At 66.0% G+C, this 23,490-nt stretch carries 24 protein-coding genes; 6 read left to right on the forward strand and 18 right to left on the reverse strand.

Translation table 11 applies throughout. The annotated features are described in order from the left end of the window. Window positions 1-1,104 carry an efflux RND transporter periplasmic adaptor subunit gene (locus IB256_RS22640; RefSeq protein ID WP_192404138.1) on the reverse strand — a complete coding sequence of 368 codons (1,104 nt, stop codon included), beginning with the start codon at window positions 1,102-1,104 and terminating at the stop codon, window positions 1-3. 97 nt (window positions 1,105-1,201) lie between these two features. On the opposite strand from IB256_RS22640, the gene IB256_RS22645 reads away from it, so the two are divergent. Further along, window positions 1,202-1,834 carry a TetR/AcrR family transcriptional regulator gene (locus tag IB256_RS22645; RefSeq protein ID WP_138212639.1) on the forward strand — a complete coding sequence of 211 codons (633 nt, stop codon included), beginning with the start codon at window positions 1,202-1,204 and terminating at the stop codon, window positions 1,832-1,834. A gap of 39 nt (window positions 1,835-1,873) precedes the next feature. Here IB256_RS22645 and IB256_RS22650 read toward each other — a convergent pair whose 3' ends face one another. From IB256_RS22650 to ppc, 8 genes are all read right to left on the reverse strand, one after another. Further along, a complete protein-coding gene (locus IB256_RS22650; RefSeq protein WP_192289424.1) occupies window positions 1,874-2,656 on the reverse strand; it encodes a class I SAM-dependent methyltransferase in 783 nt (260 codons plus the stop codon). Between the two features lie 54 nt (window positions 2,657-2,710). Beyond that, window positions 2,711-3,403: an extensin family protein gene (locus IB256_RS22655; RefSeq protein WP_225601900.1), complete on the reverse strand. Its 693-nt coding sequence runs from the start codon at window positions 3,401-3,403 to the stop codon at window positions 2,711-2,713. A gap of 3 nt (window positions 3,404-3,406) precedes the next feature. Continuing rightward, on the reverse strand, window positions 3,407-4,234 hold the full coding sequence (locus tag IB256_RS22660; protein WP_192404140.1) for an isocitrate lyase/PEP mutase family protein: 828 nt from the start codon (window positions 4,232-4,234) through the stop codon (window positions 3,407-3,409). 74 nt (window positions 4,235-4,308) lie between these two features. Further along, window positions 4,309-5,169 carry a DUF72 domain-containing protein gene (locus IB256_RS22665; RefSeq protein WP_192290627.1) on the reverse strand — a complete coding sequence of 287 codons (861 nt, stop codon included), beginning with the start codon at window positions 5,167-5,169 and terminating at the stop codon, window positions 4,309-4,311. Next, complete coding sequence (locus IB256_RS22670) at window positions 5,166-5,513, reverse strand: hypothetical protein (protein WP_192289430.1); 348 nt, start codon at window positions 5,511-5,513, stop codon at window positions 5,166-5,168. The genes IB256_RS22665 and IB256_RS22670 overlap by 4 nt, the downstream gene beginning before the upstream one ends. Window positions 5,514-5,580: 67 nt before the next feature. Continuing rightward, on the reverse strand, window positions 5,581-6,255 hold the full coding sequence (gene tsaB, locus IB256_RS22675) for a tRNA (adenosine(37)-N6)-threonylcarbamoyltransferase complex dimerization subunit type 1 TsaB (RefSeq protein ID WP_192289432.1): 675 nt from the start codon (window positions 6,253-6,255) through the stop codon (window positions 5,581-5,583). Between the two features lie 103 nt (window positions 6,256-6,358). Next, window positions 6,359-7,006: an adenylate kinase gene (gene adk / locus IB256_RS22680; RefSeq protein ID WP_081517842.1), complete on the reverse strand. Its 648-nt coding sequence runs from the start codon at window positions 7,004-7,006 to the stop codon at window positions 6,359-6,361. A 248-nt stretch (window positions 7,007-7,254) separates the two neighbouring features. Then, entirely contained in the window at window positions 7,255-9,891 is a 2,637-nt protein-coding gene (gene ppc / locus IB256_RS22685) for a phosphoenolpyruvate carboxylase (RefSeq protein WP_192404142.1), read from the reverse strand. 205 nt (window positions 9,892-10,096) lie between these two features. Here ppc and IB256_RS22690 point away from each other — a divergent pair, with 205 nt between their 5' ends. Beyond that, window positions 10,097-10,432: a pilin assembly protein gene (locus IB256_RS22690; protein WP_192289436.1), complete on the forward strand. Its 336-nt coding sequence runs from the start codon at window positions 10,097-10,099 to the stop codon at window positions 10,430-10,432. A gap of 322 nt (window positions 10,433-10,754) precedes the next feature. Here the strand turns inward: IB256_RS22690 and cadR are convergent, their stop codons facing one another. Then, a complete protein-coding gene (cadR, locus tag IB256_RS22695; RefSeq protein ID WP_192404144.1) occupies window positions 10,755-11,222 on the reverse strand; it encodes a Cd(II)/Pb(II)-responsive transcriptional regulator in 468 nt (155 codons plus the stop codon). A gap of 87 nt (window positions 11,223-11,309) precedes the next feature. On the opposite strand from cadR, the gene IB256_RS22700 reads away from it, so the two are divergent. The 4 genes from IB256_RS22700 (at window position 11,310) to IB256_RS22715 (ending at window position 15,700) form a co-directional block, all read left to right on the forward strand. Next, window positions 11,310-13,646, forward strand: coding sequence for a heavy metal translocating P-type ATPase (locus tag IB256_RS22700; RefSeq protein ID WP_225601901.1), 2,337 nt, complete (start codon window positions 11,310-11,312; stop codon window positions 13,644-13,646). 189 nt (window positions 13,647-13,835) lie between these two features. Continuing rightward, a complete protein-coding gene (locus IB256_RS22705; RefSeq protein ID WP_192289438.1) occupies window positions 13,836-14,255 on the forward strand; it encodes a DUF4398 domain-containing protein in 420 nt (139 codons plus the stop codon). 37 nt (window positions 14,256-14,292) lie between these two features. Next, window positions 14,293-15,084 (forward strand): OmpA family protein, encoded by a 792-nt coding sequence (locus tag IB256_RS22710; protein WP_192404146.1) that lies wholly within the window; start codon window positions 14,293-14,295, stop codon window positions 15,082-15,084. 166 nt (window positions 15,085-15,250) lie between these two features. Continuing rightward, the gene (locus IB256_RS22715; RefSeq protein ID WP_192404148.1) at window positions 15,251-15,700 is read left to right on the forward strand and encodes a hypothetical protein; all 450 of its coding nucleotides are present in this window, start codon (window positions 15,251-15,253) and stop codon (window positions 15,698-15,700) included. Between the two features lie 18 nt (window positions 15,701-15,718). On the opposite strand, the gene IB256_RS22720 is transcribed toward IB256_RS22715, so the two are convergent. The 8 genes from IB256_RS22720 to prfB all read right to left on the reverse strand — a co-directional run bounded on the left by IB256_RS22720 (window position 15,719) and on the right by prfB (window position 23,379). Next, on the reverse strand, window positions 15,719-16,228 hold the full coding sequence (locus IB256_RS22720) for an O-acetyl-ADP-ribose deacetylase (protein WP_192381862.1): 510 nt from the start codon (window positions 16,226-16,228) through the stop codon (window positions 15,719-15,721). Between the two features lie 38 nt (window positions 16,229-16,266). Then, window positions 16,267-16,593, reverse strand: a complete 327-nt coding sequence (locus IB256_RS22725) for a hypothetical protein (protein ID WP_081517833.1) — start codon at window positions 16,591-16,593, stop codon at window positions 16,267-16,269. Beyond that, a complete protein-coding gene (locus IB256_RS22730) occupies window positions 16,590-17,528 on the reverse strand; it encodes an alpha/beta hydrolase (RefSeq protein WP_192404150.1) in 939 nt (312 codons plus the stop codon). The genes IB256_RS22725 and IB256_RS22730 overlap by 4 nt, the downstream gene beginning before the upstream one ends. Before the next feature lie 162 nt (window positions 17,529-17,690). Next, the gene (locus IB256_RS22735) at window positions 17,691-18,995 is read right to left on the reverse strand and encodes a flavohemoglobin expression-modulating QEGLA motif protein (RefSeq protein ID WP_138212624.1); all 1,305 of its coding nucleotides are present in this window, start codon (window positions 18,993-18,995) and stop codon (window positions 17,691-17,693) included. Beyond that, window positions 18,992-19,555, reverse strand: coding sequence for a hypothetical protein (locus tag IB256_RS22740; protein WP_138212623.1), 564 nt, complete (start codon window positions 19,553-19,555; stop codon window positions 18,992-18,994). Before IB256_RS22740 ends, IB256_RS22735 begins: the two co-directional genes overlap by 4 nt. A gap of 107 nt (window positions 19,556-19,662) precedes the next feature. Next, window positions 19,663-20,379 (reverse strand): TetR/AcrR family transcriptional regulator, encoded by a 717-nt coding sequence (locus IB256_RS22745; protein WP_138212622.1) that lies wholly within the window; start codon window positions 20,377-20,379, stop codon window positions 19,663-19,665. A 316-nt stretch (window positions 20,380-20,695) separates the two neighbouring features. Then, window positions 20,696-22,201 carry a lysine--tRNA ligase gene (gene lysS / locus IB256_RS22750; protein WP_081517829.1) on the reverse strand — a complete coding sequence of 502 codons (1,506 nt, stop codon included), beginning with the start codon at window positions 22,199-22,201 and terminating at the stop codon, window positions 20,696-20,698. 82 nt (window positions 22,202-22,283) lie between these two features. Further along, window positions 22,284-23,379 (reverse strand): peptide chain release factor 2 gene (gene prfB, locus IB256_RS22755; RefSeq protein WP_138212621.1). Its coding sequence is split into 2 segments (ribosomal slippage): window positions 22,284-23,306 and window positions 23,308-23,379, totalling 1,095 coding nucleotides; the frame shifts between segments, so codons are not numbered across the junction. Between the last annotated feature and the right edge of the window lie 111 nt (window positions 23,380-23,490).

The raw sequence follows: 23,490 nt of genomic DNA on the forward strand, positions 1-23,490 counted from the left end.
TTACTCCTTCGCCACCAGCTTGACCGACCGGTTCTCCCGGTCGACAGGCCGTATCTCCTGACCTTCACGCAGCACCTGCACACCCGCTGCCACCACCCAGTCGCCATCCTTCAGGCCTTCGAGCACCGGCACGCGGTCCTCGGCGTATGGTCCGATGCGCACCAGGCGGCGATGCAGGGTGGAGGTTTTCGGATCGACTACCCAGACGAACGGCTGGCCAGCTTCGGACGTCAGCGCGGCGAGCGGCACGGCGAGCGGCACGGTGCCCTCGGCATGGATGTAGACGCGGGCGCTCTGGCCCAGCTCGGCCGGCACCTTGGCGTCGTCGAACGCCACCCGCGCGGCAAAGGTGCGCGACTGGGGGTCGGCAGCCGGCGATAGCTCGCGGATCTTGCCGCTGAAGCGCTTGTCGCGCTGCGACCAGAGTTCGACGCTCACCGCCTCGCCGACGCGGAAGCGTTCGAAGGCGTGTTCGGGGAAGCTGATCAGCACTTCGCGGTCACCATCGGCGGCCAGGGTGAAGACGGTCTGCCCAGCGGCAACCACCTGCCCCACTTCCACCCGTCGAGTGGCGATCACGCCGTCCTGGGGCGAACGCAGCACCGCGTAGCCGGCCTGGTTGCTGGCCACGTCGTACTCCGCGCGGATCTGCTTCACCCGCGCCTCGCCGGCGCGGTAGGTGTTCTCGATGTTGTCGAACTGCGACTGGCTGACCAGCTGGCGCTCCAGCAGGGTCTTGTAGCGGGCGTATTCGGAGCGCACCGTCTGCAGGTTGGCTTCGGCTGCGGCTACCTGGGCCCGCGTGGCCTCGAGCTGCAGGCGAACGTCTTCAGGATCGAGTTCCGCCAGCGGCTGGTCCTTCTTCACCCGCTCGCCGGTTTCCACCAGACGCTTGCTGACTTTTCCGCCGATACGAAAGGCCAGCTCCGGCTCATGGCGCGCATGCACTTCACCGGGATACGCCTCGGTGATATCCCGCGCCGGCAGCGGCTGCACCACGATGGCAGGGCGCACCGCGGGCTTCGGCGGTTCGCCGTTACCGCAGGCGGAAAGGGAAAGGATGAAGGCAGCAGGCAGCGCGACAGACAGAGCATGGCGGAACATGATGTGTGACCTTTCGCAAAACGCGGTTGGAATTCTTATACTCGCCGGTATAGTAAAAATACAGAACCCATCAGTCCAGTATTAGAAATGTAAAGACATGTCACCAACGAACTCATCGAACGGACCGGGTCGCCCCAAGGATCCGGCCAAGCGCAAGGCCATTCTCGAAGCCGCCAAGGAGCTGTTCGTGCGCTACGGCTACGACGGCAGCAGCATGGAGGCCATCGCCGCCGAGGCCGGGGTGTCCAAGCTCACCGTGTACAGCCACTTCACGGACAAGGAGACATTGTTCGTCGAGGCAGTGCAGGCCAAGTGCGCCGAACGCATGCCCGAGCTGTTCGCCGAGCCGCCGGCCGACGCGCCGCTGGAAAGCCTGCTGCTGAACCTGGGCCGCGGCTTCAATCAGTTGATCAACAGCCCCGAGGCGATTGCCCTGAGCCGGCTGATGGTGGCCCAGGGCGCGGGCAACCCGCATCTCTCGCAGCTGTTCTTCGAGGCCGGCCCGCAGCGCGTGCTGGACCAGATGGAGCGCCTGCTGGAGCAGGCCCGCCAGCAGGGCAAGATGAAGATGGACTGTCCGCGTCGGGCCGCCGAGCACTTTCTGATGCTGGTGCAGGGCTGCGTGCATTTCCGCCTGATGATTGGCTGCGAGAATCCACCGACCCCGGAAGAGTCCGAGGCCCATGTGCAGGAAGTGGTGGCGTTGTTCCTCAGGGCCTTTGCACCCTGATGCACCCGTGACCGCGAGTCACACCGACAGGCGCGGCTCTCAGCCCTTCAGGCTTTTCAGCGGATAGATGTCATAGCGGCTGGACTTGCCTTCCAGGCTGTAGCCGGGTTTCTGACCCTCAATGATCGGCGCCTTGCGCGGGCGCTTGACCACCACGCGGTGGCTGGCCAGCTTGAGTGCGGCTTCCAGCAGCGCCGGAGCGTCGAGGTCATCGCCCACCAGCGGGCGGAACAGACGCATTTCCTTCTTCACCAGCGCACTCTTGTCGCGGTGCGGGAACATCGGGTCGAGGTAGATCACCTGCGGCGCCTCCCCTTCCCACGCGGCCATGCGCTCGATGGAGTTGCCCTGCAGCAGGCGCATGCGCGCGACGATCGCGCCCACCTCGAAATCCCCCGCTGCACGGGCCAGGCCGTCTTCCAGCAGCGCGGCGATGATCGGCTGGCGCTCGGTCAGATCCATCTCGCACCCCAGCGTCGCCAGCACGAAGGCGTCCTTGCCCAGCCCGGCGGTGGCGTCCAGCACACGGGGACGAACGCCCTGCTGGATGCCGACGGCCTTGGCGATCATTTGCCCGGCGCCGCCGCCGAACTGCCGGCGATGCGCAGCAGACCCTTCGAGGAAATCCACCCGCACCGGGCCGGGCGAATCCGGCCCCAGCTGCAGCAGCTGCAAGCCGTCATCCCCCAGCTGCAGGGCGAAATCGGCATCGCCCTCCCCCATCGGCAGACCGAGTCGCTGCGCCCACTGCTCGGCGGCGGCCTGCCAGGCAGGCGCCAGCGCCTGGACGACGATGCGCGGCGGAGTGAGGACTTCGGTCATGACGGGCGATCCTGGGAAAAGCCGCCATTCTACCGCAGCACGCAGCGGGCGGGCTCAACGGCAGATCTGCCAGCCGCCCAGGTCGAGGTGGAAGTGATCGTGGTGCGCCCGGTTGTAGTCCGGCCCGAGCACGCCGTCGAAGTTGCCGCATGCGCGGTCGCGCACGGAGCGCAGGAAGCGCGCGGCGTCGCCATCCCCGCTCCAGTCCTTCGCTACCACGATGCGCCGGCCATCGGCCAGGCGGAAGGCGGCAATGTCCAGCGCATTGGCAGTGGCGTGCTGGCTGCGCCGGGCATCAGCGCGGCCATAGATGTTGCGGCAGGCGAAGCTGCCCAGGTGCTCCACTGCTACCACCGGCTGGCCGTAGACTTCCCGCGCGGCCGCTTGCAGTGAGTGACGCTCGAACAGCGAAAAACTCACCGCAAGCGGGCAACTGGCGAGGAAGCTGCTGCTCAGCTTCACCCCGGCAGCCTGCACGCGCCAGACGTTGTGCAACGGACAGCCGACCACGGGTTCGCTGTCGGCCATGGCCTGCGCCTTGAGGTCGGAGCTTTGCAGTGCCAACTGGCAAAGGTCGGCATCATCACGCAGGCGCCAGAGCTTGTAGCGGGTCAGCAGGTTCGGCTGATCGCGCACGTCCAGCGGCGCCCAAGGATTCCAGCGGATGGGCAACTCGATCCAGCGTTGCTGCAGCGCCAACGCCAGGCCGGTGCATACGACAACGAATCCGAGCAACCACCAACGCAAGGCTCAGCCCCGGAACATCCCGTTGATCCGGTCGAACGGCATGGCGCTGTGCATGGGCTTCAGGTCACCCTCGGCCAGCGCTTGCGAAGCACTGAAGAACGCCCCGTAAGCCGCGCGCGCCAGGCAGGAGCCGACGCTGACGCGCTTCACGCCCAGTTCGGCGAGCTCATCCAGATTCAACTGCAGCGCCGGCGAGCCCACCAGCACGTTGACCGGGCGCGGCGCCACGGCGCTGACCACGGCGGCGATTTCCTCGCGGGTTTTCAGGCCCGGCGCGTAGAGCACGTCAGCACCGGCTTCGGCAAAGGCCACCAGGCGGCGGATGGTGTCGTCCAAGTCGACGCGGCCGTGCAGGAAGTTCTCCGCCCGCGCCGCCAGTGTGAAGGTGAACGGCAACGTGCGGGCGGCCTGCACGGCGGCAGCGACGCGCTCTACTGCCAGCTCCAGCGGGTAGATCGGCGCATCCGGGCGGCCGGTGGCGTCTTCGATGGAACCGCCAACCAGCCCGCAAGCAGCGGCCAGACGGATCGTTTCAGCGCAGTCTTCCGCTGCATCGCCGTAGCCGTTCTCCAGATCGGCGGCCACCGGCAGAGGCGTCGCCTCGACTATCGCGCGGGCATTGGCCAGCGCTTCGTCACGGCTCACCGTACCTTCGGCGTCGCGCCGTCCAAGGGCGAAGGCCAAGCCCGCGCTGGTGGTCGCCAGGGCTTCGAAACCCAGGTGGGCGAGCATCTTCGCCGAGCCGGCATCCCAGGGATTGGGCAGGACGAACAGGCCGTCGCGCAGGTGCAGCGCGCGGAAGGCGTCACCACGTTGCTGTTGGTTGGTCATGGCGGTCTCCTTGCCGAACGGGGAAGGAGCAGGTTAGTCCCCTCGCCTGCAGCGCGCCATGCACAGTTGGCGGCTCAGAGCAGGCCGAGCTGTTCCACTTCCGGCTTGGGCTCGAAAAGCGGTGGCAGCCCCGGCAGGCGCTCTCGCAGCAACGCGTGGAAGCGCTGCGCCTGTTCGGCGGCGCGGTGGTTGTCCGGGGTGTGGAGGAAGACATAGGGCGTCAGGCCCTGTTCGATCCACTCGGCGACCTTGCCGATCCAGGGCGTGAGATGGACGAGATTGGCGTCCAGGTCCGGCCCGCCGATGAAGCGCACCTGAGGGCTGTCGCTGAAGGCTGCCGGGCGCACTGGCACCTTGGGCTTCTTCGACTGGGCATGGAGCACGGCTGGATCATCGGACTGCACGGCAAACAACGCCCGCGAGTCCAGGCAGATGCGCTCGACCCCACGGTCCAGCAGCAGTCGGTTCAGCGCCCGCTCCTCGTCACCCTTGGCGAAGAACGCCGGGTGGCGCACTTCCACGGCGATGCGCCGCTCGGAGAACTCATCCAGCCAGGCCGCCAGCTCGCCCAGGCGATCCGGGCCGAAACTCGCGGAAACCTGCAGCCACAGCGGCGCCACCCGCTGGCCCAGCGGCGCCAGCAGCGCGAGGAAGTCCCGGGTATTTTCCAGCTGGCCGCGCAGGTCGCCCTCGTGGCTGATGTCGCGCGGCAGCTTGGCACAGAAGCGGAAGGTCTCCGGCATGGTCTGCGCCCAGCGCACGAGGGTGTCGGTGTTGGGGCGGGCGTAGAAAGTGGTATTGCCTTCCACGGCATTGAATACCTGGGAGTAGAAGGACAGTGTTTCAGCGGGGCGCAGGTCGGCGGGATAGAAAGTGCCGCGCCAGGCGGGCTCGTTCCACGAAGGGCAGCCCAGGAAATACGGCAGTTGCATCAGGCGTAGAGGTCGAGACCGACGACTTCCTGGCCTTCGTACTGACTGACCATGCTGGCGGTGCTGGTGTAGCTGGCGAGCGCCTGGGCGGCGCGGGAGGTCAGCGGGCGCTGGTACTCGAGGTTGTCACGCAGGGTCGCCGGCAGGTTGTAGCTGCTGGCGTTGGACGACTCCACGCGGCGGGTCTGCGACTGCGAGTCGAGCCCCTGGCTGGCCGAGGTCGGCGCGGGCTGCTCGCGGCGAGTCTCGACGTCACGCTGCACTTCCCGGAACGGCGTAACAGCAGTGCCCGTGCGGGAACTGCGCTCCGTGGTCTGGGATGTGGAGGTAAAGCCGTCGATACGCATGGCGAAAACTCGGTGGGAATGCCCATCACTCTAGCGACCGCGCGCGACTGCGGTCAATTGGCACAGGTCAGGCTTTCTTGGGCGTCGCCACGTTGTCGCGCAGGTAGATCGGCTGGGCCTGCTCTGCGTCAACCGCATCGCCCCGCACCCAGGCGAATTCGGCCAGGGTCAGCAGGTCTTCGGAGTGCGGCAGCAGGCTGGCATCACAGGCGGCAACCTTCACCGCCAGGCGCTCCTCGAAGCCCCAGCCAGTGCCGGAACCGAACCAGTCGCCCTGGGCACCGCTCGGCAGCTCGACACGCTCGGGCGGCAGGACGGCTTCGGCGCCAGCCAGGCGCATCTCGCCCTGCTCCAGCCGGTAGCAACCCCAGTACACCTCGTCCATGCGCGCATCGATGGCCGCAGCCACCTGACGGGCACCGTGTTCGCGGTAAGCGCGCTGGGCCAGCACCGCCAGGTCGGAAATCGGCAGCACCGGCTTCTGCAGCGCAAAAGCCAGGCCTTGCACCACGCCGATGGCGATCCGCACGCCAGTGAAGGCGCCGGGGCCGCGGCCGAAGGCGATGGCGTCGACGGCGGACAGCGCGATGCCGGCCTCGCCGAGGATGTCCTGCACCATGGGCAGCAGGCGCTGGGCGTGCAGGCGCGGGATCACCTCATGGCGCACGAACCGGCGGCCGTCATGCAGCAGAGCGACGGAACAGGCTTCGGTCGAGGTATCCAGGGCCAGCAGCGTGGGCATGGTGTTTTCCATAGGACGTTGAGAACAGGGCGATAAAAAACGGGCGGGCATTATAAACGCCAAAGGCCCGCGTGTGCGGGCCTTTGGCTGATACGGCGATGGATCAGTTCAGAGCGCCTAGCACCTTGGAGGTGATCTGCTCGACCGAACCGACACCCTCGACGCGGGTGTACTTCGGAGTGCCCTGGGCGTCGGCCAGCTTCTGGTAGAAGTCGACCAGCGGCTTGGTCTGCGAGTGGTAGACCGACAGGCGGTGACGCACGGTGGCTTCCTTGTCGTCTTCGCGCTGGATCAGCTCTTCGCCGGTCTCATCGTCCTTGCCAGCCACTTTCGGCGGGTTGTGCTCGACGTGGTAGACGCGACCCGAGGCCGGGTGAACGCGGCGACCGGCGATACGGCCGACGATTTCCTCGTCGTCCACGGCGATCTCGACCACGTGGTCGATGGAAACGCCCGCTTCCTTCATGGCCTCGGCCTGGGGAATGGTGCGCGGGAAGCCGTCGAACAGGAAACCCTTGGCGCAGTCGGGCTGGGCGATGCGCTCTTTGACCAGGTTGATGATCAGGTCATCGGAAACCAGGCCGCCGGCGTCCATTACGCTCTTGGCCTGCAGGCCGAGCTCGGTGCCAGCCTTGACCGCTGCACGCAGCATGTCGCCGGTGGAAATCTGCGGAATGCCAAACTTCTCAGTGATGAAGCGAGCCTGGGTACCTTTGCCGGCACCGGGCGCCCCGAGCAGAATCACACGCATCGATATGCTCCTTAATACTTGTTAAGCGAAATCACGGATCCGCCTCGTGGGGCCAATCTCATCATGCTTGGAATGGCGCAGAGGTGCGCCGAAAGGTTGCTCACGATACACAGCGGTCCCACACCACACAAGCCGGCCATGGGGACTGCGCACGCCGATCCCGGGCCAGTTTTGCACCCGGGATCAGCCATCAAATTAATCTCAATTGGCAGCGCGGCAATCCACCTTTGGTGGGGGGTTGCCGACCCTCAGCCGGTATTTCGCAGCCCCGCCGCTATACCGGCCACTGTCACCAGCATGGCTTGCTCCAGACCGCCGCAGGCATCGCCCGTGCAGCGCCGCGAGCGCGCCAGAAGCTCGGCCTGGAGCAGGTGCAGCGGGTCCAGGTAGGTGTTGCGCACACCGATGGATTCGCGTGTCTCGGCGGCGTGGGCGAGCAGCTGCGATTGCCCTGTAAGCCCCAGCACCACTCGCACCGACTGCGACAATAGGTCGCGTAAATGCGCACCTAATGGTCGCAGTTCCGATTGCACCAGTCGCTCGTCGTAGAGTTGGGCGATTTCCCGGTCGGCCTTGGCCAGCACCATCTCCAGCATGTCGATCCGCGTGGTGAAGAACGGCCACTCCTTGCGCATGCGCCCCAGCAGTGCACCTTCGCCGCGTTCGATAGCCTTGAACAGGGCATCCTCCCAGCCCAGCCAGGCCGGCAGCATCAGGCGCGTCTGGGTCCAGGCGAAGATCCAGGGGATCGCCCGCAGGCTTTCCACGCCGCCCTCGCGGCGCTTGGCCGGGCGGCTGCCCAGCGGCAGGCGGCCCAGTTCCTGCTCCGGCGTCGCCTCGCGGAAGTAATCGACGAACTGCGGGTTCTCCCGCACTACCGCACGGTAAGCGAGCACGCCATCGGCAGCCAGACGGTCCATCTCCTCGCGCCAGGCCAGCTCCGGCACCGGCGGCGGCTGCAGGGTGGCTTCCAGCACGGCGGCGAGGTAGAGGTTGAGGTTCTGCTCGGCGATGTCCGGCAGGCCGAACTTGAAGCGGATCATCTCGCCCTGCTCGGTGGTACGGAAACGCCCGGCCACCGAGCCCGGCGGCTGCGAGAGGATCGCCGCGTGGGCCGGGCCGCCGCCACGGCCGACAGTGCCGCCACGGCCATGGAACAGCAGCAGCTCGACGCCATGGTGGCGGCAGAGGTCCACCAGCGCCTCCTGCGCGCGGTACTGCGCCCAGGCCGCCGCCAGGGTGCCGGCGTCCTTGGCCGAGTCGGAGTAGCCGATCATCACTTCCTGCGGCCCGGCCAGACGGGTGCGGTAACTGTCCAGGCTGAGCAGGCGGTCGATACAGGGGCCGGCGCTGTCCAGGTCATCCAGGGTCTCGAACAGCGGCACCACGCGCATCGGCCGCTCCAGCCCGCATTCCTTGAGCAGCAGCTGGACGGCGAGCACGTCGGACGGCTGCCCGGCCATGGAGATGACGTAGGAACCCAGCGAAGCGGCCGGCGCCTGCGCCACCACACGGCAGGTGGCGAGGACTTCGGCGGTCTCGGCCGAGGTCTGGTAACTGACCGGCAACAGCGGGCGGCGGCTGGCGAGTTCTTCCAGGAGGAATTCCTGACGCACGCTTTCGTCCCACTCGGTGTAATTGCCCAGGCCCAGGTGCTCGGTGATCTCGGCCATGGCGTTAGCGTGGCGCGTGGAGTCCTGGCGCACGTCCAGCCGTGCCAGGAACAGCCCGAAAGTGGCGGCGCGGCGCAGGGTATCGAGCAGGTCGCCATCGGCGATCACGCCCATGCCGCAGGCCTGCAGCGAGCGATAGCAGAGCTGCAGTGGTTCCAGCAGTTCGCAGTTGTCCTGCAGCACCTCGGCGCCCGGTTCCTCGCTGTTGTGGATGGCGCGCTCGGCCCAGGCGCGGGTGGCCCGCAGGCGTTCGCGCAGTTGCTTGAGCAGCGCGCGATAAGGCTCGGCGAGGTCGCCGACTTCAGCCCGCAGCTCATCGCTGGCCTGCTGCATGGAGAGCTCGGCGGCCAGGCTGTCCACGTCGCGCAGGTAGAGGTCGGCCGCCATCCAGCGCGCCAGCAGCAGCACTTCGCGGGTGATGGCGGCGGTGACGTTGGGGTTGCCGTCGCGGTCGCCGCCCATCCAGGAGGCGAAGCGGATCGGCGCGGCGCTCAGCGGCAGGCGCTCCCCCAGGGTTTCCTGCAGGGTTCGGTCCACATGGCGGAGGAAGGTCGGCAAGGCATGCCAAAGGGAATGTTCGATCACCGCGAAACCCCATTTCGCTTCGTCCACCGGGGTCGGACGGGTACGGCGGATCTCGTCGGTGTGCCAGGCCTCGGCGATCAGGCGCTGGAGTTTTTCCTGCACCGCCTGGCGCTCTTCGGGCAGCAGGTCGGAATGGTCTCCGGCGGCCAGTTGCCCGGCAATGGCGTCGTACTTCTGGATCAGCGTGCGGCGCGCCACCTCGGTGGGGTGCGCGGTGAGCACCAGTTCGATTTCCAGGTCTGCCACCTGACGTGCCAGACCCTCGGCGCCCAGGCCGGACTTGCGCAGGCGGCCCAGCAGCTCGGCGAGCACACGATTTTCGAAGGGCTCCGGCTCCTTGGGCGTGCGCCGGCGGATGCGGTGGTACTGCTCGGCGATGTTGGCCAGGTTGAGGAACTGGTTGAAGGCGCGCGCCACCGGCAGCAGTTCATCTTCGCCCAGGCCGTCGAGGGTCGCGGTGAGCTGCTTGGCGCCTTCGGCGGAGCCGCGCCGGGCGGCCTTGGCGCCAGTGCGGATCAGCTCGATCTTGTCGAGGAAGCCTTGCCCGTACTGGGCGCGGATGGTCTGCCCGAGCAGCTCGCCGAGCAGGTGAACGTCCTCGCGCAAACGCGCGTCGATATCCGGCATCACGGTCTCCTTGGTGTGAGAGTCCTTGATTGAAAGGGCGTCGCTTGATTTCACAGTGCCGCCGACGCAGCCGGCAGGCAAGCGTTCGACGAACGCCCGCAATCCTGCTCGGACAACGTCTAGGCTGAAAGTTATCCCCATCGATGGGAAAACCTGCGGCGACCTCACGAGGGCCGACCGCCACGTAACGACCCTAGAGGTGAACATGAAAATCCGCGAGCTGGTACGCCATTGGGAAAAGAACGCCAGGGGGCGCATGACCAACCACCAGTACAGCATTCCGCTGGACGTCGAGACGGCCGCGCGTCTGGCCGCGCTGCATGACATGTACCCCAAGCGCAGTGTCGAGGAACTGCTGGGGGAACTGGTCAACGCGGCGCTGGAAGAGCTGGAAGCGAGCTTCCCCTATGTGCAGGGGACCAAGGTGGTGGCGCAGGACGAACAGGGCGACCCGATCTACGAGGACATCGGCCCTACGCCGCGTTTCCTCGCGCTGTCACGCAAGTACCTGCATGAGCTGACGGAGGCCGAGCACTCCTGAATGCAAACACCCCGGCAGATGCCGGGGCGTTTGGTTTTTCGTAGGGCGCATAACCTGGAACAGGTTATCCGCCGGCTACTCAATCGGCGGATAACGCTGGCGCGTTATGCGCCCTACGACTGGTAGTTCCGTGTTTGTGCTTTCCCCCTCACCCCAGCCCTCTCCCTCAGGGAGAGGGAGCAAATCGTGCCGGCTGACGCTGTGGTTTCATCCGGCACCGAACGGTCCCCTCTCCCCCTGGGAGAGGGTTAGGGTGAGGGCCGATCCGAGCACAGATCTATCCGGTAGGAACGGGCCCATAGCGCGCTCCCACCGGATGCGATCAATGCCGGCCGTGAACGCCGGGCACATGCAAATGCCCCGCCTCCGCGCAGGCCTCCGGAATCACCGACGGCTCCGCCGGCTGCTCCAGCTCGCGCAGGATGCCGCAATCCTCGCTGCTGCCCTCTCCCTGGCACTGCGCGCGCAGGTCGCGCAGTTGCTGGCTGAGCGACTGCAGCTCGGCGATGCGCACCTCGACGTGGTGCAGGTGCTCGTCGATCAGCCGGTTGGCGGTGCCGCAGTCGGATTCGGGGCGGTCGCGCAGGCCGAGGAGAATGCGGATCTCCTCCTGGGTCATGTCCAGCGAACGGCAATGGCGGATGAACGACAGCCGCTCGACGTGGCTGGCATCGTACTGCCGGTAGTTGCCTCCGCTGCGCGATGGCGCGGGCAGCAGGCCTTCGCGCTCGTAGTAGCGGATGGTCTCCACCGGGCAGCCGGTCAGTTTCGCCAGTTCACCGATCTTCATTTTCGACTCCTCGCCAAGGGACGCTTGACTCTGTAGTTGCTACAGGGTGTGCAATCGACAGCAACTCGTCAAACAGGAACGGACGACATGACTGTCAATCGCCAGGGGCCGACCATTCACGGCCCTGTACAGGACCGTGAACATGACGCCGCCGATTGCTGCGGCTGCGACAAAGGCGCGCTGCTGCGCGCCCCGGCTACCGAACCTGCCCCGCACAAGCATGACCACGATCACGATCACGATCACACCCATGATCATGGCGACGATCGCAGTGCGCGTGCCAAAAGTGCCGCCACGGCCGCGGCCGGTTCGGCCAGCGGCGAACTGCGCTGGACCAGCCTGCGCATCGAGGCCATGGACTGCCCCACCGAGGAACGCCTGCTGCGCGACGCGCTGGGCCGCGTGTCCGCCGTGGAGGACCTGGACTTCAACCTGATGCAGCGCCTGCTGCGCGTACAGCACCGCTTCGACAGCATCGAACCGCTGCAGAAGCTGGTGGCCTCCCTCGGCATGCAGGCCGAACCGGTGGATGAAAACGCTCCCGCGTCCGCGCCGCCTGCCAAGCAGAAACCCTGGTGGCCGCTGGCCGCGGGCGCCGTTGCGGCCGCCGCAGCGGAGTTCTTCGAGTGGTTCGCCATCGGCCCGCAATGGCTGGTGGCCGTGCTGGCCGTCGCTGCCATCCTCGGTGCAGGTCTGCCGACCTACCGCAAGGGCTGGATCGCCCTGAAGAACCGCAACCTCAACATCAACGCCCTGATGAGCATTGCCGTGACCGGCGCCATGCTGATCGGCCAGTGGCCGGAAGCGGCCATGGTGGCGGTGCTGTTCGCCATCGCCGAGCTGATCGAAGCCAAGTCGCTGGAGCGCGCGCGCAACGCCATTCGCGGCCTGCTGCAGCTGGCCCCGGAACAGGCCACCGTGCAGGTGGAGGGGCAGTGGCAGGAGGTTTCCGCCAAGTCGGTCGCCCTCGATGCTCGGGTGCGCGTGCGCCCCGGCGAACGCATCGCACTGGACGGCGAAGTGCTCGACGGCCGCTCCAGCGTCAACCAGGCACCCATCACCGGCGAGAGCCTGCCGGTGGAAAAACAGGTCGGCGACACCCTGTTCGCCGGCACCATCAACGGCGAAAGCGCGCTGGAATACCGCGTCACCCGCGTGGCCGACGACAGCACCCTGGCGCGCATCATCCACGCCGTGGAAGAGGCCCAGGGCTCGCGCGCGCCGACCCAGCGCTTCGTCGACCAGTTCTCGCGCATCTACACACCGGTGGTGTTCCTTATCGCCATAACCACCGCGCTGCTGCCGCCGCTGTTCTTCGGCGGCGCCTGGCTGGACTGGGTGTACCGCGCGCTGGTGCTGCTGGTGATCGCCTGCCCTTGCGCGCTGGTGATTTCCACGCCGGTGACCATCGTCAGCGGCCTGTCGGCGGCGGCTCGCCTGGGCATCCTGATCAAGGGCGGGGTGTTCCTGGAAATGGGCCGTTCGCTGGAGTGGATCGCCCTGGACAAGACCGGCACCCTCACCGAAGGCCGCCCGCGCCAGACCGACTTCACCGCCCTGCGGGAATCCGCTGCCGGCGACGTACGCGCCCTGGCTGCCAGCCTCGCCGCGCGCTCGGACCACCCGGTGTCCCACGCCGTAGCCCAGGCCGCCGAAGCCGACAACGTAGCGCTGTACAGCGTCGGCGAGCTGACCGCCCTGCCCGGTCGCGGCGTGAAGGGGGAGATCGACGGCCGCACCTTTCACCTGGGCAACCACCGCCTGGTGGAGGAACTGGAGCTCTGCTCGAAGGAGCTGGAAGCCCGCCTCGACGCCCTCGAACAGCAAGGCAAGACGGTTATCGTGCTGCTCGATGCGCAAGGCCCGCTGGCGCTGTTCGCCGTGGCCGATGGCGTCAAGGAAACCAGCCGTGAAGCCGTCGCCCAGTTGCACGACCTGGGCGTGAAGACACTGATGCTGACCGGCGACAACCCGCACACCGCCAACGCCATCGGCGCCCAGGTCGGTATCGACGAGGCGCTGGGCAACCTGCTGCCCGAGGACAAGCTGCGCGAAGTGAAGCAGCGCCAGGAAGGCGGAAAACGCGTCGGCATGGTCGGCGACGGCATCAACGACGCCCCGGCCCTGGCCCGCGCCGACATCGGCTTCGCCATGGGCGCGGCCGGTACCGACACAGCCATCGAAACTGCCGGCGTCGCGCTGATGGACGACGACCTGCGCAAACTGCCGTCCTTCATTCGCCTGTCGCGCCAGACCCACCGGGTGCTGATCCAGAACATCACGCTGGCGCTGGGCATCAAGGCGGTATTCCTCGCCCTCACCCTGGCCGGCGAAGGCACCCTGTGGATGGCGGTGTTCGCCGACATGGGCGCCAGCCTGCTGGTGGTGTTCAACGGCCTGCGGTTGCTGCGCCATCGCGGCTGATCGACGCCGATTGCCGAAGAATGCCCGCCTGCACGGCGGGCATTTTTTTTGAACCCCCTGACAAAACACTTAGTCCCCTAAACAGATGCCCACTCTCTGCCACGCAGAACCGCGCCGGAGAGCGGCCCGCATCCGCCGGCAATCGAAACGCCGAGGGAACCCCCTACCAATCGTCAGAGGATTCACCCAATGGAACTGAAATCTCAGAGCGCTCGAACCGTCCCGTCCCTTTCCTCCTGTGCCTCGCTGCGCAGCTGGCGCCTGGGGCTGCTCGCCCTTGGCAGCGCCGTGCTGCTGGCCGGCTGCGCCGGCAACCCGCCGAGCGAGCAGATGGCCGTCACCGAGTCCGCGGTGAACGCTGCCGTCAGCTCCGGCGGTCCGGAATACGCGCCAGTCGAAACCAAGAACGCCCAGGACAAGCTCGCCCAGGCGCGCATCGCCCTGAACGACAAGGAATACGACCAGGCCCGCAACCTGGCCCAGCAGGCCGAGTGGGACGCCCGCGTGGCCGAGCGCAAGTCCCAGGCCGTGAAGGCCCAGAACGCGGTGAAGGACGCCCAGCAGGGCGTGATGGAGTTGCGTCAGGAAGGCCTGCAGCAGGCCCAGTGATCCCGCCCCTACGCCCGGTCATATAAGGAATTTCGACATGAACAAACTCATCGTACTGCCCGCCATCTCGACCCTCGCCCTGGCCCTGGCCGCCTGCTCCACGCCGCCCAACGCCAACCTGGAGAAAGCCCGTGGCGACTTCCAGGCCCTGCAGGCCGAGCCCCAGGCCACGCAGCAGGCCGCCTTGGAAACCAAGGACGCCGGCGACTGGCTGGCCAAGGCCGACCAGGCCTACCGCGACGGCGCCAACCAGAAGGAAGTGGACCAGTTGGCCTACCTGACTCAGCAACGCATCGAACTGGCCAACCAGACCGTGGCCCTGCGCGACGCCGAGGATCAGCTGAAGAACACCTCCGCCCAGCGCGCCCAGGCCCGTCTCGACGCCCGTACCGCACAGCTGAACAAGCTCAAGGGCGAGCTGAACGCCAAGCAGACTTCCCGCGGGACCATGGTGTCCTTCGGGGACGTGCTGTTCGATCTCGACCGAGCCGAACTCAAGCCGGGCGCGATGACCAACGTGCAGAACCTGGCGGGTTACCTGCAGCAGAACCCCGAGCGCAAGGTGATCGTCGAGGGCTACACGGACAGCAGCGGCTCGTCCTCCTACAACCAGGGCCTGTCGGAGCGTCGCGCCGACGCCATCCGCCTGGCGCTGCTCAGCCAGGGCGTGACGCCGGACCGCGTCGTCGCCCGTGGCTATGGCAAGGAATACCCGGTATCGAGCAACGGCACTGCTGCCGGCCGCGCCATGAACCGCCGCGTCGAGGTGACCATTTCCAACGACGCCAATCCGGTGCAGCCGCGCTCCTCGGTGAGCGGGGCCTACTGATCCGGCCGAACGCCCGCTCCTACTCACACGGTAGGAGCGGATCGCCTTTTTGAAGAGCGTATTGAGCGCGATCGCGCCCATGGGGCCCGTCTACGATGAGCCCCATCGCCAACCACGTGCTTACCGATCTGGCAGAATCAGCGGCCCAACTGCAGTCGGAGCTCCCATGAAATACGATGACGCCTCCTGGCACTACGAAGGCGACTTCCCCGAAGACCTGCCGCCGTCCGCCGCCGCCACCCACATCGGTATGTTCCTGGCCTGGCTGATCCTCAATGAAATGGTCAGCGAGGAGTTGCTCGAGGATGCCGCCGAGGCAGTGGCGGCGCTGCAGAGCAAGGACATGACCGGGGCCCGGTTCCTGATCGAGGTGCTGGACGAGAAGCTGATCGGTGAAGACCTCGCTGCGCATGGCAACGCCTTCACCATTGCCTACTACCGGGGCCTGGATCATGACAGCCGCTATATCGATGACTACTTCGAGACGTTCGGCGTGGACGAAGAGGCTCTCTATTCGGTGACCGACAACTGGGACAACTACGCAAAGCTGAGCCCGGCCATCGACGCGCGTTATCAGCGCTGGATTGACGACGGACGCCCGGAATACGTGGCCTGAGCCGGACCTGCCGTTGATCTAGGCCAGCAAGCGCCGATACAGCTCTGCCATCTCCGCCGAGAACGGCACCAGCACCAACTCCTTCAACGAACTCCCCTGCCGCCGTGGACGACGCAGCTCATCCACGGCGACCTGTGCTGCCTCTTCGGCGGGATAGCCGTAGATGCCGGTACTGATAGCGGGGAACGCGACGCTGGCGAGGCCCTTGTCTTCGGCCAGCTGCAGGCTGTTGCGGTAGCACTGGGCGAGCAGCTCCGACTCGCCGTGCTCGCCGCCGCGCCAGACCGGCCCGACGGTGTGGATAACGAAGCGCGCCGGCAGGCGGAAGCCGGCGGTGATCTTCGCCTGGCCGGTCTTGCAGCCACCCAGCGGGCGGCAGGCGTGGACCAGGTCCGGGCCGGCGGCCCGGTGGATAGCGCCGTCGACGCCACCGCCGCCCAGCAGCGAACTGTTGGCGGCGTTGACGATGGCATCGACGTCGAGGCGGGTGATGTCGCCCTGCCAGACGCGGATCTCGGGATGGCTCACTGTGCTTGCTCCCTTGGCCTGCGACGGCGGGCTCGCCGTCACTTGACCTCTTGCGGGGTCTGCTCGCCCATGCAGCGCACGGCGCGCTTGCGGCCGTCGACCAGTACGCCGGTGAGGCCCTTCTGGCTCATGTCGAACATCACCAGCACGCCATCGATGCACTGCGCCTGCTGGTCGGCCGGGTCCAGGGAGAGCTTGGTGCTGTCCTGGCCGGGGATGCTTTTCAGCATGGTGAACTGGGTCAGCTCCAGCGCGTCCTCGGGCTTGGCGAAATGCAGGTAGCCGTAGTACCAGAGCGTGCCGACCGAGACGAAGATGGTGGCGATGACGGTGAGGATGTAGGAGATCGGGTTGCGCTCGTTCATGGGTTGCCTTGTTGTTTCGGGTCCGCCTGCGATTCCTGTGGCTTCGCCGGAGAGGGATAGTTCGGGACTTCAGCCAGGCGCCGCAAACCGGTGAAGTGCTGCGGGTCGTCGAGGAAGCGCAGCATCACTTCGCGCCACACGGGTTCGCCGAAGGTTTCCACATGGTTGCCGCGCGTCAGCTGGAAGACCTTCGGCGGCTGCTTGGCCTTGTAGAGGCTCAGGCCGTTGTCCAGGGGCACAATGGTATCGTCGATGCTGTGGAAGAGCAGTACGGGTGCGCCAGAAAGTCGCGGCATGGAGCGGATCGCGCTATCGCCGTCGGGCACCAGCCAGGACAACGGAACCTGCAACGGCCAGGTCAGCCAACTGGTGGAGAGGGTGTACTGCGCCACATCGCGGTAGCTGGCGGGTACGCCGTCGAGCACCACCGCGTGCAGCTGCTTCTGCCGCTCCGGGTGCAGGCCCAGGTAGTGCACGGCCATGGCGCCACCCAGGCTCTGGCCGAGCAGGATCACCGGCTTGCCCTGCACTTCCGGCGCCTTGTCCAGCCAGGCGAAGGCGGCGTCGATGTCCTGGTAGATCGCCGGCAGGCTCGGTTCGCCCTCGGAATGCCCGTAGCCGCGGTAATCCACCATCAGCACCTGGTAGCCCTGCTCCGGCAGCCAGTAGGCTCCGCCCAGGTGCCAGGCCATGTTGCCGCCGTTACCATGCAGGTGCAGCACGGTGCCCTTCACCGGTACGCCCGCCTTCGCCGGCAACCACCAGCCGGCGAGTTTCACGCCGTCGGCGGTGGTCAGGGTGACGTCACGGTAGTCGAGCTTGGCGCGGGCGGGGGTGATGGCGACATCGTCGCTGGGGTAGAACAGCAGCGAACTGCAGCCGCCGAGTGCGAGGAGCAGCGAGACAGCAACAAAGCGGAAACAGCGGTTCAGCATGGGTTCATCCATGGAATACGTCGCACCCTGATTGCAAGGAAGCACCTCACGTAGGATGGGTGGCGCTTGCGATACCCATCACCCGGCAGCGCCGAAATATCGATGGGTATCGCTTCGCTCCACGCCATCCTACGACCGAGGCCCGTTTTGAACGCATGGCGGTCAAAGGATATTGGCGTAATCCGCCTCGATGCGGTCGAGGCTGAGGTGGTTGAGGAAGTTGGAGAAGCACATCCACGCCGACAGTGCGTTGAGGTCGCGGAACTGCGGCGGCAGGTACTTGGGCGGCACCACCAGGCCCTCGTCCACCAGCTGGCGCAGGGTGCGCATGTCTTCCAGGGTGGCCTTGCCGCAGAACAGCAGCGGGATCTGCTCCAGCTTGCCCTTGCGCACGGCGAGCTGGATGTAGTTGTAGATCAGGATGAAGCCCTTGAGGTACGACAGGTCCTTGGTGAACGGCAGGCCGACCGGGGTCGAGCCACGGAACACGCGGCTGGCGTTCTGGTAGCTGCTCTCCACGCTGTAGTTCTGCTCGCGGTAGAACTGGAACACCTCGAGGAAATCCGCCCCCTCCTCGGCCATGTGGATGGCGCGGGTGCGGTTGGTGAGCTTGCGCAGGCGCGTCGGGTAGGAGGCGAAGGCGATCACTTCCATCAGGATCGCCAGGCCTTCCTGGGTCACCGTGGAGGACGGCGGCCCCTTGGCGAGGAAGGTGCAGATCGGCTGGTTGAGGCCGTTGAGCGTGGTGCCGACGTGCACCAGGCCTTCATGGACTTCCAGCGCGCGCACGTCGCGCTCGTTGAACATGGCGTCGGCGCGCACCTTGATGTAGTCGGCGCCGGCCGCAGCGTCGGCGACGATGCCGTCGGACTCGAAGACGCGGATGGTGTCTTCCTTACCGTCGAACACCTTGTTCAGGCGCTCCTGCAGCATCTTCACCGCGTCGCTGGCGGTGAGGGTCTTGGGTTCGTCCTTGAGGTCGCCGCGGTCGGCGATGTTGTTCAGGTAGTCCGAGAGCATCAGGCCGAGGTCTGCCAGGGTCGGGTCGCCGGCATGGAAGGCGTCGGAGGCCGAGCCGTAGAGCTCCTGGGAGATCAGGCCGAAGTCCTGGGTGCCGCGCGCTTCGAGCATGCGGATGACCATGCGGTACTCCTTGCACATGCGCCGCATGATCTGCCCGACCGGATTGAACTGCCCCAGGTGGCGGGTGATGTCGCGCTCGATGTTCTGGAATTCCTGCTTTTTCGCGCTGCTGTCGAAGGACAGCGGGCGGCTGTCGTAGTAGGCGCGGTCGACCTTGGGCGCGTGCTTGCCGCGGCCCTTGAGGAAGTCGTCGCGGACGCCGTCGTCCCACTTGATGGCGTCGAGCACGCGGATCGGTGTCTGCGCCTCGACGATGCGGTCGGACAGGCCGCGGATGATCTGCTGGTACTCGTTGGGCGTGGACTTCTTGCGCCGTGGGGTCATTGCTTTTCTCCCGGGGTCACGCGCGAAAAGCGCAGCGCTTCGATGAACACGTCGGAGTTGGCCGGATCGTTGAGGTAGGCGATGACCTGGGGCAACTGGCTGGTCACCAGCGCGCCGGCACCCTGTTCGGTATCGACCTTCTCGCCCTTGAGCGCGCCTTCCTTCATGTCCTGCAGGATGTGCTCGACATCCAGGTTATAGATCACCAGTTCGTCCTTGTCGGTGATCTCGAAGCCGGCCAGGGCGAAGTTGCCGCCCATGCTCTTCGGCAAACCGGCCGACAGGTACCAGCGCTTGCCGTGGTGGGCGACGGTGAAGCCGAAGTCCTCGACGCTGTCAGTGTTGTCCTTGCTGTCGACGTAGCTCAGAGCGCGGTAGAGATTGGATCCGGAGCGGGTGACTTCGAGGAACTGCTCCTCGCCGTACTCGTCCACACGCGACCACTGGCCCAGCAGGTGAGCCGGCGCGGGCTCATTGGCCGGAATCGGGTCCTTGAACGTCACCAGACAGCCACTGAGCAGGCCGATGCTCAACAGCAGCAGTGCACGCCAGACTTTCATCACGCCCTCCTTAGGTCCGGATGCCTTTGCATGCGATGCGCAAGGGCGTCCGGAGTTCCGACACGAAAACCCCGCCGGATGGCGGGGTTGGAATGCAGTAGCCGGGGCTACAGGCCCATCACCAGGTCGAGATAGCGGCTAAGGATGGCACGCATTTCCTCGATCTGCAGGTGGTCGGCCCCGTCCAGCAGGCCCTGATACTCCATCTGCAGGATGATGGCCGTCAACACCCGGGCATCCTGCTCGGGCTGTCTGGAACCGAGCACTTCGAAGAAATGCACCACGCCCAGGGAAAGAATCCGCCGGTGACGCTGTGCCAGATCGCTGAGGCTGGGGTTGAGCAGCGCTTCCTGGCGGAAGGCCTGTTCGGCCAGCAGGTGCTCGCGGCGCTCGTTGAGCTGGACCATGACGTACTGGATCGCCAGCTCGACGATATTGGCCGTCAGCTCGCGGCGAGCCTGCGGGTCGTCCTGGCCGAGGCCGGCGGCCATGGCCTGGAGGTCGCCCTCGACGCTGGTCCAGAAGGTCGACAGGGCTTCGGCGCTGCGTTCGACGAAGAGCGCGAAGGTGTCGGTGATGAGGTCCTGGATGTCCTTGAAGTAGTAGGTGGTGGCCGATAGCGGCACACCGGCCTCGGCGGCCACGGCACGGTGGCGCACGGCGCGGACGCCATCACGCACGATGATCCGCAGGGCGGCGTCGAGGATCGCCTGGCGGCGCTGCTCGCTGCCCTGGCGGCTGGCCTTGCGGCCCTGGTATTTGACACTTTCTGCGATGGCGCTGGCGACTTGCGCTGCGCTGTCTCGCGGGGACACTTGGGTCACTGGCATTACCTCCGGCGGCGCGGCCTGATGGCTCATTGTTCGAGCTTTTCTGTGGGAAAACAATTGCCGCTTTGCAGCTGCGACACCGGCGCACGGAACGGGCCGCGAGGCAGAGCAGGCGGCTGGGAATCAGGCCTGGGAGTGAGACGTGCCACAGCGTGGCCGAGCCACGCAAATGACATGCATTTCGTCGGATGGTATACCGCAAGTTTCCATCCGTTCGTAGGTGCGAACTTGCTCGCTCCTACGAAAAGCTGTCGGGTGCGGAAACGAAAAAAGGCCGCCCGAGGGCGGCCTTTCTCTCCTGTTCCTGCGCTTACGCCTGCGGGCGCATGTGCGGGAAGAGGATGACGTCACGGATCGACGGCGAGTTGGTCAGCAGCATCACCAGGCGGTCGATGCCGATGCCTTCACCGGCGGTGGGCGGCATGCCGTATTCGAGGGCGTTGACGAAGTCGGCGTCGTAGTGCATCGCCTCGTCGTCACCGGCGTCCTTCTCCTTGACCTGCAGCATGAAGCGCTCGGCCTGGTCTTCGGCGTCGTTGAGTTCGGAGTAGGCGTTGGCGATCTCGCGGCCACCGATAAACAGCTCGAAGCGGTCGGTGACGCTCGGGTCGTTGTCGTTGCGGCGGGCCAGCGGAGACACTTCGAACGGGTACTGGGTGATGAAGTGCGGCTGCTCCAGCTTGTGCTCGACCAGCTCTTCGAAAATCATCACCTGCAGCTTGCCCAGGCCTTCGTGGCCGAGGACCTTGGCGCCGGCCTTCTTGGCGATGGCGCGGGCCTTCTCCAGGTCGGTCAGGTCAGCCGCGGTGAGCTCCGGGTTGTACTTGAGGATGGCGTCGAACACGGACAGGCGGGCGAACGGCTCGCCGAAGTGGAAGACCTTGTCGCCATACGGCACGTCGGTGCTGCCGAGCACGGCCTGGGCCAGCTCGCGGAACAGCTCTTCGGTCAGGTCCATGTTGTCTTCGTAGTCGGCGTAGGCCTGGTAGAACTCGAGCATGGTGAACTCGGGGTTGTGCCGGGTCGAGACGCCTTCGTTACGGAAGTTGCGGTTGATCTCGAAGACCTTCTCGAAGCCCCCGACCACCAGGCGCTTGAGGTACAGCTCCGGGGCGATACGCAGGAACATGGCCATGTCCAGCGCGTTGTGGTGGGTTTCAAAGGGCTTGGCCGCCGCGCCGCCTGGGATGGTCTGCAGCATCGGGGTTTCCACTTCGAGGAAGCCGCGATCGGACAGGAAGCGACGGATATGGGCGATGACCTGGGAACGCACGCGGAAGGTGTGGCGGGTTTCCTCGTTGACGATCAGGTCGACGTAGCGCTGGCGGTAGCGCTGCTCGGTGTCGGTCAGGCCGTGGTGCTTGTCCGGCAGCGGGCGCAGGGATTTGGTCAGCAGGCGCACGTTGGTCATCTCGACGTACAGGTCGCCCTTGCCCGAGCGGGCCAGGGTGCCTTCGGCACCGATGATGTCGCCCAGGTCCCAGGTCTTGATCTCGGCCAGGGTCTCTTCGGGCAGGGTCTTGCGGTTCACGTAGACCTGCAGACGGCCGCTGCTGTCCTGCAGGACGATGAAGGAGCCGCGGTTGAGCATGATGCGACCGGCAACCTTGACCGGGATGGCAGCTGCTTCCAGCTCTTCCTTGGTCGCGGTTTCGTACTGTTTCTGCAGGTCCGCGAAGTAGTTCTCGCGGCGGAAGTCATTGGGGAAGGCAATGGCCTTGGCTTCACGCACGGCGGCAAGCTTTTCCTTGCGCTGGGCGATCAGCTTGTTTTCTTCCTGTTGCAGTTCGGTAGCGTCGAGTTGTTGGTCGCTCATGGTCGTCTATCTGCCTGGCGTCTTGATCAATAGGGGTTACTGGCGGGGCCGGGCCGCGCGGCCCGCCCCGCAGGGGGTGCTGTTACAGGCCTTGTTTCAGGCTGGCTTCCAGATACTCGTTCAGGTCGCCGTCGAGCACCTTGTCGCAATCGCTGCGTTCCACGCCGGTACGCAGGTCCTTGATGCGCGACTGGTCGAGCACGTAGGAACGGATCTGGTGACCCCAGCCGATATCGGACTTGGTGTCTTCCAGCGCCTGCGAGGCGGCGGTGCGCTTCTGCATCTCCTGCTCGTACAACCGGGCCCGCAGCATTTTCATGGCGGTGTCCTTGTTGGCGTGCTGGGAGCGCTCGTTCTGGCACGCCACCACGGTGTTGGTCGGCACGTGGGTGATACGCACCGCGGAGTCGGTGGTGTTCACATGCTGACCGCCCGCGCCGGAGGAGCGGTAGGTGTCGATGCGCAGGTCGGCCGGGTTGATCTCGATCTCGATGTTGTCGTCGATTTCCGGCGACACGAACACCGCGGTGAACGAGGTGTGCCGACGGTTGCCGGAGTCAAACGGGCTCTTGCGCACCAGACGGTGCACGCCGATCTCGGTGCGCAGCCAGCCGAAGGCGTACTCGCCCTTGATGTGCACGGTGGCGCCCTTGATGCCGGCGACTTCACCCTCGGACAGCTCGACGATCTCGGCGCTGAAGCCGTTCTTGTCCGCCCAGCGCAGGTACATGCGCAGCAGCATGTTGGCCCAGTCCTGGGCTTCGGTGCCGCCAGAGCCGGCCTGGATGTCCAGGTAGGCGTTGTTGGGGTCCATCTCGCCGCTGAACATGCGGCGGAACTCGAGCTTCTCGAGGATTTCGCGCAGGCGCTGGACTTCAGCCTCGACGTCGCCGACGGCGCCCTCGTCATTCTCCTCGACCGCCATGTCGAGCAGGTCGCGGGAGTCGGCCAGACCGCCGGTGAGCTCGTCGAGGGTCTCGACGATCTGCGCCAGCATGGCGCGCTCGCGGCCCAGGTTCTGGGCGTATTCGGGCTTGTTCCAGACCGCCGGGTCTTCCAGTTCGCGGTTTACTTCGATCAGACGATCATGTTTCAGATCGTAGTCAAAGATACCCCCGAATCGAATGGGTACGGTCGGAGAGGTCCTTGATGCTGTTGAGGATCGGTTGGATTTCCATGGCGGGCATCTCTCACGGGTAAAGGGCGTAGAAAAGCCGGCAAGTATACGTGATTTTTTGTCGCCCTTTCAGGCTTTACGACAAAGCACGCTCACCGTTTCCGCGCCCTCC

It is taken from the genome of Pseudomonas sp. PDM17, from assembly GCF_014851985.1.
Lineage (GTDB): Bacteria > Pseudomonadota > Gammaproteobacteria > Pseudomonadales > Pseudomonadaceae > Pseudomonas.